The sequence below is a fragment of the Actinokineospora pegani genome (genome assembly GCF_009745975.1).
GTDB classification, from domain to species: Bacteria; Actinomycetota; Actinomycetes; order Mycobacteriales; family Pseudonocardiaceae; genus Actinokineospora; species Actinokineospora pegani.
Genome location: NZ_WHOL01000085.1, coordinates 14,271 through 27,832, shown reverse-complemented (window position 1 = coordinate 27,832; position 13,562 = coordinate 14,271). Strand labels below are relative to the sequence as shown.

Genomic DNA, 13,562 nt, shown 5'->3' with positions numbered 1-13,562 from the left:
CCGCCACCCGAAAGGACATGACCGATGACGACCCACCTAGTAGCCGACCCGAACGCGACCGGTGCGGCAGTGTTCCCCGCCCGCCCCGGTTGGCTCACGCTGTCGGCGGCACTCGCCGATGAAGTCGAGATCATCGCCGATCGCGACGACCTGTTGGTCACGATCGCACCCGGCGCGGGTGGTGGTGCCCCGGCGTGTTTCTTCCCCGCCCGCGCACTGATCGAAGTCGATGGGAAGCACCTAGGCGTTGATCCGGCCACCGTGGATCCCGCCAAGCTAGCCGACCGCGCCCGCTACGAGATCGTTTGGGGGTTGCTCACCCACGAGTGCGGACATGCCAAGCACACTGCGTGGGAACCCCCCGACAACACGCCACCCGGTGTGGTCCAAGCGGCGTTGTTGCTGGAAGAACCACGCATGGAAGCCGCCCAGATTCGCCGCCGCCCCGATGACCGGCACTGGTTGCGCGCGTCCGCGACACAGTTGATTCTCGCAGACACCGACGCCACCGACCCCGCCCGCGCACCGCAGATGACCAAAGTAGATGCCGCCCAGACCGCCGCGTTGTTGTTGGCACGGGTGGACAGCGGCATCCTGACCGCCGCCGAAACCGAACCGGTCGCGCGGGTGGTCGAAAGCGTTCTCGGCGCGGACCTACTGAACGACTTGTGCGACCTGTGGCGGGAAGCGCTGCGCACCGCTGACGACGACGTCGACGCGATGATCGACCTAGGGCAACGCTGGTGTCAGGCGGTTGGCATCGATCCGGACGACCCCGATGCGGGCACTTCCGGGGACCCGGGACAGCCGAACGGGTCCGGGGGTCCACCCCCGCCGTCGGTGTTGACGCAAGCCATCGGGGAAGCCCTGGCGAACGTCGCCCAAGCGGTCGCGGACGATCCGCCGCCACAGGACCCCGCCGATGCGGCGGCAGCACAACGGGCAGCGAGTGACGCCGCCGACGCGGCCAACCGCGCCACCGCACGGACAGTTTTCTCGGGCGCGCATCTAAGTCCCCACGGTCAAGGGGGAACCACGATCACGGGTAAGCGCAAGCCCACACCCGATGAATACGCCGCCGCCCAAGTGCTTGCGCGCGCGCTGTCCACCGCCGGGGTCCGCGACCGGGTGGCGGTCAAGTCGACGTCACCGGTGCCACCCGGGCGGCTGCGGATGCGCGGCGCACTCGCCGCAGACGCGCAACGGGCCGCCGGTGCCATGGTCACGGCCGAACCCTTCGCCCGGATTACCCGGCACACCGCGCCAGCCCCGCCGCTGCGGTTGGGTGTGGCGTGCGACGTGTCCGGATCAATGGGGTACCTGAGTGGGCCGGTCGCATCCACCGCGTGGATCCTGGCATACGCCGGACATCGTGCCAGCGTGCCCGTTACCACCGCCACCGTCATCTACGGCGCACAAGTCCGACCGGTCACCCACCCCGGAACCGTGCCCCATCAGGTGACCGAGTTCGCCGCAAACGACGGCGCACACGACGTCGCCACTGCCGCCGCAGCGCTGGACGGCGCACTCGGGCTATCCCAACCCGGTGCCGCGCGCCTGCTGGTCATCGTTTCAGATGGGCACTATCTCGGCAGCGAAACCGACGCCGGGCAAAAGCAACTCGACCGGTTGCGTGCGGCAGGGTGCGCGATCCTGTGGCTGACCACCGACCCCACCGACAACCCCATGCGCGGTGCGACGGTCCACCAGTTGAGCGACCCCACCAACACCGCCCAAGCCATCGGGCGCGCCGCTACCGCCGCGCTGCGCGCCACCGCCCGCTAGTCCATGGGCAGCCCGCAAACATCACCGGACAGATTGGGGAACCGACGTGACGCCTGACGAACCGAACCCACCCCCGCCGCAACCGCTCACGCTGATGGACTTCCGCGACCGATGCCCCGACTGTGACGTGGGGGTTGGTGGCGAACACGAATACGATGAGTATGACGGCGGGTGTGATGTCGCCCAATGCCTGGTGACTGGTCGGCAACGGTTGATGTGCGATCTCGATCACGACTGTGGACGCGACGCGTGGACCGGTTGGTCACCCGGCCACCAGGATTGCGAACGTCTCGGATGGATGATCGGGCCCGGCTTCCCGGACATGCTAAGGCTGTACACCCACGGCGTATGGGACGCCCAGAACCACCGTTGGACGGCACCGGCAACACCCTGACCGACACGGCCATGACCCCGGCAGCACCGCTGCCGGGGTCATGGCCGTTCGTGCTGTTGCGCCGAACGCGGGACCGGCAAGCCGATAGCGGGTGTGCCCCACGGTCCACCGTGGGGCACACCCCCTACGCGTTGATCGGCTAGTTCCCAGTGGGATCGGTGGCAATCGCGTACTTCTTCGGCTTGTCGCTGGTGCGCGTCGCGTAGCCGCTCGCGACCAACTTCTCCAGCGCGTTGTGGACCGCACCCGACGACCGGTTCAACGCCTTGCCGATCGTGTTCGGGCTGAATTCCCCGGTGTTGTCACGCAGAAAATCCTCGACTAGCCCGCGCAACGCCCCCGGTGCCAACCGGTCACGCTTCCCGGCGTAGTCCGTCGTCGCCCCGTCTGCGGGTGCGGGTTGGTCATCCACCGATCGGTCGCTGGTCGGCGCGGCGGCGGTTTGGTCGTCGTCATCCGGGGTTTCGGGCTGGTTGTCAACGGTGCTGGCATCGTCCGGGATCGACCACCGATCGGCGGCACACCGCCCGCCGTCAGCTTCCCCGGACGTCCGAACGACAACGCCGTCCGCTCCCCACCGCGCCAAGATCTTCTGAGCGGTCGACTTCCCGATCTCCGCTGCGACAGCCAACGTGTTGGTGGTGCTGTCGCCCCGGGTTGCCAGGGCCTGCCACAACGCGTTCTCGGCTGCTGTGCGTGTCGTCGGGGCGTCGGCAGTTGGTTCGCAAGTGCTGGTGTTCGTGGACATGACTACCTCACAGTGGTGACGTTCCTGAGTGGTCATGCCCCGGCCGGAGCGATGCAGCCCCCGGTGCGCGTCCGGTTTCATCGGGCCACAGGTATATGGACGCTTCCTTCGGCTGGCAAAGTCAAGCGATGTCGACAAGTTCCTCCGCCCAGGGGGTTTCCCTGCGAGATCGGGCGAGACGATCTCAGCAGCGGACCTGCATCAGTGGTGATCAACGCTCGTCTGCGACCGGCCGCGTGGCACCTGCGTAGTCGTCACCGGGGTAGCGGTAGGGGGCGGTCTGAACTGGTTGGCCGAAGGTGGGGGCGTTGATCATGAGGTTGTGTCCGATGTAAAGGCCGACATGGTGAATTCGAGCTGGGGTGCCGTAGAAGACGAGGTCGCCGGGTTGGAGGGGGTGGCCTGGGGGTACGTGTGGGCCTGCGTGGAATTGGGTGTGGGCGGTGCGGGGGAGAGCGAGTCCGGCGGCCGCGTAGGCGGCTGTGGTGAGGCCGGAGCAGTCGAAGCCCGCGTCGCCCTGGGCGGGACCGTTGCCACCCCAGACGTAGGGGAGACCTCGTTGGCCGCAGGCGTAGTTGAGGGCGACGAGCGCGGCGGGGTTGGGGGCCTCGAGGTTGTTGCAGTCGCCGGTGCCGGGGGTGGTTGTGGCGGCTTGGGTGTACTCGGCGGCTTGGTTGAGAATTTTGGTGACGTACCAGTCGGCGTGGTTGTAGGCGAAGATCGCTGCTCGGAGGTCGCCTCGGCGGACGCCTTCGTCGCAGAGGAGGAAGGCTGCGGCGTGGATGGCGTTGTGGGGGTTGTAGCGGGAGGGCGGTGATGCGCCGCCTGGGGGTAGCTGGTGGGTGGTGATGACCGAGGTGAAGGTGGGGGCGAGGAATTGCATCGGCCCGCCAGCTCCGGCGGAGTTCTCGCCGTCGGTCACGCCGGGGGCTTGGAGGCGGCCGTGGTTGGTCTCGACCTTGCCGATGGCGGCGAGGACGGTCCAGTCGAGGCCGGGGCAGTCCGCGGCGGCGGTGACGTAGAGGTGGCAGTACTCGCTCGGGATGTCGGCGACGAAACTCGCGCAGGCGACGGTGCTGGTCGGGGAGCTGCCGAGCAGCGCGTCCACGACGCCGCTGACGCCTTGGCCGATCACGACGGGGATGACCAGCGCGACCGCGGCGGCCCCCACGGCGACCTTGACGATCACGGCCTCACGCTCCTGCTGGCCCGCGCGGCGCCGTGGGTGGCATCGGCGAGGGTGGTGGTGAGGTCGGCTGTGCCGTGTCGGCCTCGCTGGTGGGCGCGGCCGGGGGCGGGATGTGCGGCCAGGCGTCCAGCAGGGTCGATAGGCCTCGGCGAGGCCCGCTGGCAGTGTCCAACGGAAGCCAGACGTCGTCAGCCGGGCTGGGGTGGGGCGTCTCGGGGTTGAGCATCTCGGCGGCTGCCGTGGCGACGGGTACCGAGCGCTGGTCATCCAGCTCGCGCCAGGCTCGGGTCAGCAGCTGGCGGGCGGTGGCCTCGCGCCGCGAGGTGGGCAACCAGACCAGCAGCGGGGTCGTGATTCCGGTGGCCTGGGCGAGGGCGGCGTACCCGGTCAGCTTCGCGGCGACCTTGCCCAGGACCTCGGTGCCGAAGTCGTACTCGAGGAACCACTCGATCCGCCGGGCACCGCCCTGCCAGCGGCCGTAGCCGTCGGGCTTGACCAGGTCACCGAAGTGGCGGGCGCAGCGAGCCTCCGACCACCACGCTTCCAAGACGTCGGCCTTGCGGGCGACGAGGGCGGTGAACCACTCGTTGACCCCGACGGTGTGGGCCAGGCGCAGGCTGTGGGCGATCCCGAAGGCCCGGTCGTGCCGGTAACCCATCGCCTTGACGTCCACACCGTCCTCGGCGGCCAAGACTGCGGCGCCCGCGGGGGCGAGGACGTAGTGCATGGGCGAGGTGCCCACGGTGACGAACGGCTGGAAGCGGTCGACGACGCCCCAGCTGAAGAGCTCGCGCAGCCGCATCCGCGCGGACCGGGCCGACGGGAAGGCGAGGGCGGTGATCTGGTGGGAGGTCAGCACCCGGTGCTCCCACAGCATCCGGGCGATCCACTTGTCCCGCGGCGTCAATCGCCACGCGAGCACGGCCTGGTGCTCGGCGGTGTTCGCGGCCCGCAGGCCAGGCCGGGCAGCCTTGTGTCCTCGCAGGGTTCGTTGCCGTGTGGGGTTGGTGATCATGTCGGTGCCTCCCGGAGGGCGTGCGGGCAGAAGTCAGCTGCGTCGGGGGTCACTGGAGCGCTGCGGGCCCGGTGATGGCTCAAGCGGCACCTCGCGGCGGGTGGCGGATCGGCGTGCGACGGCCCGGATCTCGCGGGCTCGACCTGGGACCGCGGGTGGCAGGGGTTGGGTGAGCATGGTGAAGGGTTGGGCTTCCTCGCCGTTGAGGACCAAGCGGGCGGCGGCGTGGTAGGCGCCGAGGTGGGCGAGGTCGTGGTCGGACAGGCGTGGGGTGGTGTGGCGGGACAGTTCGCGGGAGTCTTCGGGGGAGGCGTTGAAGAAGATCTTGGAGCGGGCGTTGGTGGACATGCCTTCGCGGAGTTCGCGGGGGAGTTGGCCGAGGTGTTGGTGGGCGAGGGTCATGGCGACGCGGAAGCCGCGGGCTTCGGCGAGCATGTCCTCGATGGGGTAGGGCAGGTTGAGGAAGTTGTGGCACTCGTCGATGACGAGGGAGGCGTCGCGGCGTTGGCGTTGGGGGGTTCGGGCGCGGCCGGTGGTTGCTTGCCAGGTGCGGGCGACGACCAGGGAGCCGACCAGGCGGGTGGTCTCCTCGCCGAGGGAGCCCTTGGGGATGCGGACGAGGCAGATGCCGCCGTCGAGGACGTGGGGCATGTCGACGGTGGAGGCTCCGCCCGCGATGGCGTCGCGGACGAAGGGGCGTAGGAGGAAGGCGCGGAGTTTGTTCATCAGCGGGCTGATGACCTGGGATCGTGACGAGTCGGTGAGGTCCTCGTACCAGTCCCAGAAGCCGCGCAGGACCGGGTCGGTGACCCCGGCGGTGACCCGGTTGCGGAAGGGGCCGTCGACCAGGAGTTTGGGTAGGTCGGCGAGGGTGGCGACGCCTTCCTGGGTGCGCAGGGTGAGGCAGGCGGCGCGCATGACGTCGTCGGTGCGTGGTCCCCAGAAGGCTGAGTAGACGCGGCGGAAGACGCTGACGAGGTTGTCGACGGTCAGGTCGGTCTGGCCTCCGTCTAGGGGGTTGAGACAGGGCGGTCGTGATTTGCTGTCGGCGTCGAAGAGGACCACCCGGTCCGCGGCGTCGCGCGGCAGCCGGGAGAGGACGTCGGTGACGAGGTCGCCCTTGGGGTCGATCAGCACGATGCCGCGGCCTGCTTCGGCGTCGGCGAGGATCATGTTGCCGAGCAGGGTGGACTTGCCGGACCCGGTCGCGCCGATGACGTGCAGGTGGTGGCGGGCGTCGGGGACCCGCAGCGCGATGGGGCGTTGGTGGCCGGTGTCGGTGACGCCGAGGGGCTTGGCCTCCGGGCCGGGGGTGGCGATGCCGGGTGGTGGGGCGATGGCGCGGGCCCCGGCGCGTTGGATGCCGGGGATGGCCTCGTCGGTGGGCAGGTGGGCGATCGCCGCCAGCTCGGGCACCGAGAGCAGGTCCCCACGGCCGAGTCGTCGGGAGTCGACCACGGCGCCGGGGTGGCGGACGCGGCGCCGGGTGTAGTGGTTGTGCTCGGTGTAGGAGGCGAACGACGCCGCCAGGGCGTGGGCCCGGCCGCGGGCGATGTCCCGGGCTTGGCGGACCTCGTCCTTGTCGGCCTCGGTGGGCAGCAGGGTCGCCACGGCGTAGCGGATGACCGTCTCGAACTGGCTGCCGCGCTGCTTGCCGACGATGGCCCGGTTCTGCGCCGAGAACTCCAGCGAGGTCTGCGGGTCGCTGTGCAACGTCCCGGTCCCTGGCCGCTTCCTTGCCTTGGTGGACGGACCGGGTGTCAGTAGGTCGAGTACTGCGCCGACCAGTCGCGTTGACCCGGCGTGCACCCGGCGGGCGGCTCGACGAGCGCGCTGTACCCGGCGACCGGTCACCGGGCGCGCCAGCACCTGCACGCAGGCGTGCTCGTCGCGGCCGAGCCCGACCGGGGCCCCGATCAGCGCTCGGATGGGGTCGGCGTCGAAGGCGCTGCGGATCGGCAGCGCCTCCGGGCGGGCCAATCGCAGCTCACCGCCGACGACCACCCGCTGCCGTCCCTCTCGAGGTGGCGGTAGCGGCGGCTCGGCGGGGCCGACGCGGGTGTGCGAGCCCGGCCAGGCGGCCTCGACGGCGCGTTCGACCAAGCCGGGCGGGATGACACCGGGCACCCAGAGCCGGATCGCCACGCCCGCCTCGGAGAACACGTACTCGCACACGATGTGCGGTTGGCCGGTGAACCTGCGGCGCCATCCCGGCCGCAGCAGGCCGACGAGGTTGGACCACAGCGCGGCCCCACCCGCTGGGTCGACCGTGGGCGGGGCGAGCACGGTGATCTGTCGGGCATCGGCGACCAGCAGCTCGTGGCGACGGCGCCCCCACCATCGCCCGACCAGCAGCACCCCGGCGACGAGGACCACCGCCGCCGGAACCGCCACTGGCGCCCAGTCCAGCGCGAGGTCCCGCAGGCGCCCGAGCGATGAGGCCAGGACGCCCGCCGGATCGCGCAGGTAGTCCTCGATCCACCCGGCGGCGATCGCGTCGAGTTCGACCCGATCGCCGCCGAACTCCTCACCACCCGGTGAAAACATGTGGTGCCTGGTCGTCACCGGGCAGACAATGGCTCCTGCATGTGGGCCGTGGTCGCGGTGGACCGCGGAGGGAGAGAACGGGGGCTGGTCATCGACGGGGTTCGACAGCTGATCGACCAACTCGACGCCGACTCGACCGACGCGGCCATGGACGCCCAGGTGGAACTGATCCGCCGCGGTCACGACACCGACGTCGTCGAGCCGCTGGTGCGCGCCCTGGCCACGCTGAGCCGGTACGGGCAGCTGTTGGCCATCGAGATCCTCGAGGAGCTCGACGACCACCGCGCCGACCGTCCCCTGGTCGGCCTGCTCGACAGCGAGCACGACACCGTGCGGGAGTGGGCCGCCGGAGTTCTCGGCCGTCGACGAGTTCATTCGGCCGTGCCTGCTGTGTCGCGCGCCTACCGGGCCAGCCTCGCTCGCCGTGACCCGCCCGACGGGTCCGAGCCTGTCGTGCTGCGGCAGACGTTGACCGACCTCGGAGCCAGACACCCCGTGGTGCCACCGCTGACCGCCGGCCTCCAGACCAGCGCTCCCAACGGCTGGCCAGTGTGGCCGACCACCAGGCTCCTCGACGTCGTCGACGACCTGGCCGACCACAACCAGGTGACGCTCTACTTCCAGCTGTGGCGCGTCGAGTCCGATGGGTCGATGTTCGCGGTGGGGCAGCCGCTTGACGACACCACGCTCGACTTCGATCAGCCGTGGCCTGTGCTGGTCGAGCAGGCGCGCGACCGAGCGGTCGGCGAGGCCCGGCAGGTGCAGGCCCGCGTCGAGATCGTCGCTGCCATTGAGTGGATCGACCAGACTGACGTTCTGGGCGCCGAGCCGGACAGGGTTCCCGGGGGAGCCGGGTCCTGAGGCAGACCTCATGTGTGTTCCCGGGGTTGGCGTGGTCATGGCAGGTCTTCCCATTCGGGGCTCGCGTCCACATCCGGCAGTGACGCCAGGAACTCCGGATCGCTGGTGACCAGTTGGTGCTCGGTTGGTGAGGCGATGCTTTGGAACGCGACTCGCTGGGTGCCCGCGGACAGCAGCCCTTGGCCCCGGTCGGCCGAGAGCAGGAACGCCCGCTCACCGGCGGACAGGTCGAAGGTCCGGGTGATCTCGTCGATGGCCTGAGACGCCTGGCGCAGCAGCACCTGGGTCGCGGCGTTGGCCACGACCGCCTTGCCCAGGTTGCTGCCGAGGACGTCGGCGGTGTCCTGGGTGGCGACGGTTAGTCCGGCCCAGTGTTTGCGGGATGCCTTGGCCATGCGGAACAGGAACTCGGCCCCGGCCTTCTCTTTCATCAGCAGCCAGGCCTCGTCGACCACGACCAGGCGGGGGCGGCGGATCGCTGGGTTGGACACTCGCCGCCAGACCGAGTCCAGGGTCAGTAGGGTGCCGATCCCTTTGAGCTCGTCGGGCAGGTCGCGGAGGCTGAACACGACCAGGTGCCCCTCGGGGCGGATGCTGCTGGGCCCGTCGAACAGAGAAGAGAACGCGCCCTCGACGAAGGGGTGCAGCCGCGCCGCGAGATCGCCCGCGGCCCGGTCACCCGCTTTGCCCGCGGTCGCGAGCTGGTCTCGCAGCGTGCGGAGGGTGGGTGATGGTCGGGTCCAGGTGCGGGCGTCGTCGGTGATGCCCACGCTGCGATAGGTCGCGGCGATCGCCTGGTCCAGGGCTGCCCGCTCGGCCGCATGCAACTCTGTGCCGATGAGGACGGCGATGACCGTGTGCAGGAACAGCGACCGGCGGATCAGGGCGTCCTTCGGGGCGCTGCGCCGACCGTCGGCGCGGGTCTGGATGGGCAGGTCGAACGGGTTGAGCCGGACGCCGTTCGCACCGAGGTGGATATAGGTGCCGCCGACCGCGGCGGACAGGCGGGCGTACTCGTCCTCGGGGTCGATGACGGCGATCTCGATGCCCCGGTACAGGTTGCGCAGCAGTTCGAGCTTGGCCAGGTAGGACTTGCCCGCGCCGGAGCGGCCTAGGATGACCGAGTTGTGGTTGTGCATCCCCTCGCCGAACCGGTCCCAGTGCACCAGGCCCTGCGAGCCGATGTTGTAGCCGTAGAGGACGCCGGTCGGCGCCGCCACACTGGTCGGGTCGGGGGCGGGCAGGTCGGGGCTGGTGAAAGGGAACGCCGCCGCGAGCGCGCTGGTGTCGAAGGTGCGGCGCATGCCGATGAGGTCCAGGCCCATCGGCAGCGTGGTCACCCAGCCCTGCAGGCTGCGGTAGGTGGTGGGCTTGGCGTCGAGCAGCAGGCTCGCGCACAGGGCCCGCACGGCGGCGACCTCGTCGGCGAGCGCCTCCTCCGACGCGGCGTGGATGGTCAGGTACAGGCCGGTGCGGAACAGCTTGCCCTCGCCGCGGGCCACCCGGGAGGACAGGTCGTAGGCGTCCTCGGTCGCGGCCTCGACCTGGGGGTCGAACAGGCGGCCGTGCGCGGCGGTGTGCCGGCGCCCGGCTTCCAGCTTGGCCAGTTGCTTCTTGAGCCGGGTCGCGGAGGTGGCGGGGTCGATCGGCTCGACGTGGACGGAGACGTCGAGGCGGCCGGGGTAGGTCAGCAGCGGCGCCAGCCAGCCGGGGTGCACCTCGCGGGGGAACCCCACCACCGCGAACGAGGCGACCCACTCGCCACCCACCTCAAGGTGCCGGATGCCCACCGACAGCGCGTCGGGCGTGAACGCCGTCGAGTCGTGGTCGCGGCGCAGACGTGAGCTCATGACAGGTCCCTCTCGTCCTGATCGCCCCAGCCGGGGTCGAGGGCGCTGGTGATGACCTCGTCCGCACCGGCCAACCCCGGCGACGGCGGCAGGAGGCTGTCGGGGTCGCACGCGGACGACAGCACCGCCGTGGCCTGGCCCGCGTCGAGCGGTGTGACGACGACGCCCGCCGGGGATAGCAGGTCGACCGCCTCACCGAGGCGACGCACGAGCCGCGCTTCGGCTGCCCGTCTGGCACCTGGATCGGCTTGCCGCCCCCGCTTGCCCCTGAGCAGGGCGAGCGGACCAGCTCCGCCGAGCCCGTCGGGCGGGGCGACCGCTGTGGGCTCGCGCAGGACGAGCAGGATCTGGCGGCGCAGCAGGTCGGATTGTTCGCCGAGCCGCACGAGGAAGTCGGCGTGCTCGGTCGCGGCGGCTTCCAGCGCGGGGTGCGCCAGACCGCCTGCCCGGTTACGCAGCTCCGCGACCTGCGTCGAGAGGTCCAGTTGCTCGGTGCGCACCAGCACCTGCACCGGCGCGGTCAGCGAGTGCAGGTAGCGGCCGAACGACGCGACCAGCGCCTCCTGCTCGGCCGGTGTGCGCAGCGCGAAGTTCACCGTGGACGCCGCCGCGATGACCGCCAGACCGTCCTCGCCCAGGTCCACGACCCCGGTGTCGGTCACCGCCTCGGCGGGCAGTCGCAGCGCGGACGCCGCCTGCTGGTCGGGCTGGTCGACGTCGGTGGTGAGCCAGGCGGGTGCGGGGCGCACACCCTCGGGTGCGGCGACGTGGTGGCGCGGCGCGAGGCGTTGGCGGAAGGCGGCCAGCGCGAGCCGGTCCATGGGGACGCCGTCTCGGGTGCCCAGGGCGAGCACGGCCGACAGGACACCGGACGGCCCGGCCACGACGAGGTAGACCGGCAACGGCAGGAAGGAACGGGTGCCGAGCCAGAGCAGGTATAGCAGCGCGGCGGCGGTGGCCAGGATCGCCACCTGGCGCGCGGTCAGCGGACCGAGCACGCGGTCGTGCATGTCGACGTCGGCTGGGATGCGGACGGGTGCGGTCACGACTTCACTCCTCGCGGTGTCGGTCGTGCGGGTGGTGGTGTGCGCTTGGGCAGGTCCAGCGGCAGTCGCAGTTGGTTGCTCGGGCGCGGCGGCGGTGTTGCCGGTGGCGTCGGGGGAGCGGGTGCCGGGGTTCGTCGGAGTCCGTCCAGTGGCAGGGGGTATTGCCCGTCCCTGGTTGCCCGGTTGCCCTTGTACGGGTCGAGCGGCAGTTCGAGTTGCGTCGCGCGCCGCACGGACGGACGGGGTGTCGGTGGCGTCGAGTTGGCCGGGCGGGGCACGCGCCGCACTCCGTCAAGCGGGAGCCGGTACTGCCCGTCACGGCCGAGGACCGGCTTGTTCTCCGGCCAGTCCTCGCCCAACGGGAGCGCCAGCTGTCGCGCCTGCGGACCGGCCTTCGGCGCCGCCGCCTTGGGCGCGGCCTTGGCCGAGGCGCGGGTTCGCCGCACGCCGGGCAGCGGCAGCATGTACTGGCCATCCGGCAACGCACGTGTTCCGGCAAGGGGGCCTGGCTTGGTGGCGTTCCCGGCACCTGGGCTCGCGCCAAGCACCGGTGGCGTGACCGCGCCCTTGCCACCGCCGCGGCCACCGAGCATGCCGAGGGTCTTGTAGGCGATGAACCCGCGCACGACGGACCCGACCATCCCCCGCCCACCCCCGCCGCCGCGCACGGAGGACAGCACCCAGCCCGGGATCTTCAGCAGGATGAAGATCAGCGCGATCGCGACCAGCAGGTTGACCAGACCGGGCATGGTCGGGCCGAAGAGACCGAACCCACCGGGTGCCAGGAACACCTTCAGGGCGGTGATCAGGGTCAGCGACTGGCCCAGTTGGATGCCCAGGCAACCGGCGTAGGCCTTCCACCACCAGTAGGCGATGCCCTCGGTCTGCGGCAGTGCGTGGAACATCAGCGCCAGCGGCGCCCCGGCGACGAGGATGATGGTCGCCGCGACCCGCACCACGTAGGTCACGAGCAGGGCGACCAGCATTCCCGCGAGGACGAGGCCGACGATCGCGATCCAGATGCCGCCGTTGAGGCTGCCCAGCGTGAGCTCGCTCAACGCCCGGCCCGCGCTGTCGGCGTCGACGCCGCCGTCCATGATCGCGGTGACGAGCGCGTTGGCGATCTCGATGCCCATCGTCGCCGCCCATAGCGACAACGCTCCCGCCAGGAAGCCGACGACCAGGCGGGGCGCGAGCTCCTTGATGGAGTGGCGGGTCTGCAGTGTCTGATAGCCCATGCCGATGACACCTGCGATGACGACGAGCAGCCCGTAGGAGACGAGCAGGATCTGCCACGAGTTGTCCCACAGTTCGGCGACCCGCGGCAGCGAGGTCGGTGTCGGTGTGGTTAGCAACGTGGTGGACAGCAGGTCCAGCAGCGGGTTGAGCGCTTCGCTGACGATGCCTCGGAAGAACGTGTCGATGGCCCCGGTGACACAGGCGCCGATGTCGGTGATCCCGCAGTCGTCGGCCTCGGGCCCCTCCCCGTCGCCGGGGGTGCCCGTGCCGGGTGTGGACGGTGCCGGTGCGGTCGTGCCGGGCTGCGGGATGCAGCCGACACCGGAGCACGGCGGTGGCGGCGGTGTTGTTATCGGTGTGGGCAGGCCACACATCGGCAGCGGCGACCCCGGCGCGCACGGCGCCGGTTCGACAGTGGGCAGCGGAGGCGCGGGCGCTGGTGGTTGCGCCACGGCGGACGGTGCGAGCGCCACCGCGGTGATCGCGCCACCGGACAGGATGGCGAGACCCAGGATGACGGCCAGGAGGGTGCGCATGGGTCAGGCCCCCACGATGCCCTTGAGGACGGTGACGACGAGCGGCGCGAGCGCGGCGAGGGCGTAGCCGATCCCGGAGGCCTTGAACGCCTCCTTCGACTTCTCCTGCTCGCCCGGGTCACCACCGCCGAACACTCGGCGGACGCCGCCGATGGTCAGGAACACGGTCGCCAACGCGGCGAGGATGCCCATCAACCAGTTGCGGATGTTGGTGAGGACTTCGTCGACGCTGCCCGCGATCGCGAGCACCACGGTGTCAGCGTGCGCGATCGCCGCGGACGACAGCAGTGTCAACGCGAGCACGCCCGCGAAAGTCAGGCACCGGGCGAAGGCGCGGTGGTGGACAGAGTGG

The 13,562-nt window shown here is 70.7% G+C and carries 10 protein-coding genes; 2 read left to right on the top strand and 8 right to left on the bottom strand.

Going from position 1 to position 13,562, the window contains the following annotated elements:
• Window positions 1-24: 24 nt before the first annotated feature.
• Window positions 25-1,785, top strand: coding sequence for a VWA domain-containing protein (locus tag GCL84_RS13840; protein ID WP_156755866.1), 1,761 nt, complete (start codon window positions 25-27; stop codon window positions 1,783-1,785).
• Window positions 1,786-2,318: 533 nt separating this feature from the next.
• On the opposite strand, the gene GCL84_RS13835 is transcribed toward GCL84_RS13840, so the two are convergent.
• The 4 genes from GCL84_RS13835 to GCL84_RS13820 form a co-directional block, all read right to left on the bottom strand.
• Window positions 2,319-2,927 carry a MarR family transcriptional regulator gene (locus GCL84_RS13835; protein ID WP_156755865.1) on the bottom strand — a complete coding sequence of 203 codons (609 nt, stop codon included), beginning with the start codon at window positions 2,925-2,927 and terminating at the stop codon, window positions 2,319-2,321.
• A 211-nt stretch (window positions 2,928-3,138) separates the two neighbouring features.
• Window positions 3,139-4,116: a C40 family peptidase gene (locus tag GCL84_RS13830; protein ID WP_156755864.1), complete on the bottom strand. Its 978-nt coding sequence runs from the start codon at window positions 4,114-4,116 to the stop codon at window positions 3,139-3,141.
• 4 nt (window positions 4,117-4,120) lie between these two features.
• Window positions 4,121-5,131 carry a replication-relaxation family protein gene (locus tag GCL84_RS13825; RefSeq protein ID WP_156755863.1) on the bottom strand — a complete coding sequence of 337 codons (1,011 nt, stop codon included), beginning with the start codon at window positions 5,129-5,131 and terminating at the stop codon, window positions 4,121-4,123.
• A 33-nt stretch (window positions 5,132-5,164) separates the two neighbouring features.
• Window positions 5,165-7,678, bottom strand: a complete 2,514-nt coding sequence (locus GCL84_RS13820; RefSeq protein ID WP_156755887.1) for a type IV secretory system conjugative DNA transfer family protein — start codon at window positions 7,676-7,678, stop codon at window positions 5,165-5,167.
• 48 nt (window positions 7,679-7,726) lie between these two features.
• On the opposite strand from GCL84_RS13820, the gene GCL84_RS13815 reads away from it, so the two are divergent.
• The gene (locus tag GCL84_RS13815; protein WP_156755862.1) at window positions 7,727-8,539 is read left to right on the top strand and encodes a HEAT repeat domain-containing protein; all 813 of its coding nucleotides are present in this window, start codon (window positions 7,727-7,729) and stop codon (window positions 8,537-8,539) included.
• 35 nt (window positions 8,540-8,574) lie between these two features.
• Here GCL84_RS13815 and GCL84_RS13810 read toward each other — a convergent pair whose 3' ends face one another.
• The 4 genes from GCL84_RS13810 to GCL84_RS13795 are packed head-to-tail and all read right to left on the bottom strand — an operon-like array spanning window position 8,575 to window position 13,513.
• Window positions 8,575-10,389, bottom strand: coding sequence for a VirB4 family type IV secretion system protein (locus tag GCL84_RS13810; protein WP_156755861.1), 1,815 nt, complete (start codon window positions 10,387-10,389; stop codon window positions 8,575-8,577).
• On the bottom strand, window positions 10,386-11,435 hold the full coding sequence (locus GCL84_RS13805) for a PrgI family protein (RefSeq protein ID WP_156755860.1): 1,050 nt from the start codon (window positions 11,433-11,435) through the stop codon (window positions 10,386-10,388). The genes GCL84_RS13810 and GCL84_RS13805 overlap by 4 nt, the downstream gene beginning before the upstream one ends.
• Window positions 11,432-13,210: a hypothetical protein gene (locus GCL84_RS13800; protein WP_156755859.1), complete on the bottom strand. Its 1,779-nt coding sequence runs from the start codon at window positions 13,208-13,210 to the stop codon at window positions 11,432-11,434. Before GCL84_RS13800 ends, GCL84_RS13805 begins: the two co-directional genes overlap by 4 nt.
• Before the next feature lie 3 nt (window positions 13,211-13,213).
• Window positions 13,214-13,513: a pilin gene (locus tag GCL84_RS13795; RefSeq protein WP_235926229.1), complete on the bottom strand. Its 300-nt coding sequence runs from the start codon at window positions 13,511-13,513 to the stop codon at window positions 13,214-13,216.
• Window positions 13,514-13,562: the final 49 nt, after the last annotated feature.

Bases quoted from the DNA above. Each gene is read 5' to 3' on its own strand.
- GCL84_RS13840 (WP_156755866.1), top strand. From the start codon at position 25: ATGACGACCCACCTAGTAGCCGACCCGAACGCGACCGGTGCGGCAGTG.
- GCL84_RS13820 (WP_156755887.1), bottom strand. From the start codon at position 7,678: ATGTTTTCACCGGGTGGTGAGGAGTTCGGCGGCGATCGGGTCGAACTC.
- GCL84_RS13835 (WP_156755865.1), bottom strand. From the start codon at position 2,927: ATGTCCACGAACACCAGCACTTGCGAACCAACTGCCGACGCCCCGACG.
- GCL84_RS13810 (WP_156755861.1), bottom strand. From the start codon at position 10,389: ATGAGCTCACGTCTGCGCCGCGACCACGACTCGACGGCGTTCACGCCC.
- GCL84_RS13800 (WP_156755859.1), bottom strand. From the start codon at position 13,210: ATGCGCACCCTCCTGGCCGTCATCCTGGGTCTCGCCATCCTGTCCGGT.
- GCL84_RS13825 (WP_156755863.1), bottom strand. From the start codon at position 5,131: ATGATCACCAACCCCACACGGCAACGAACCCTGCGAGGACACAAGGCT.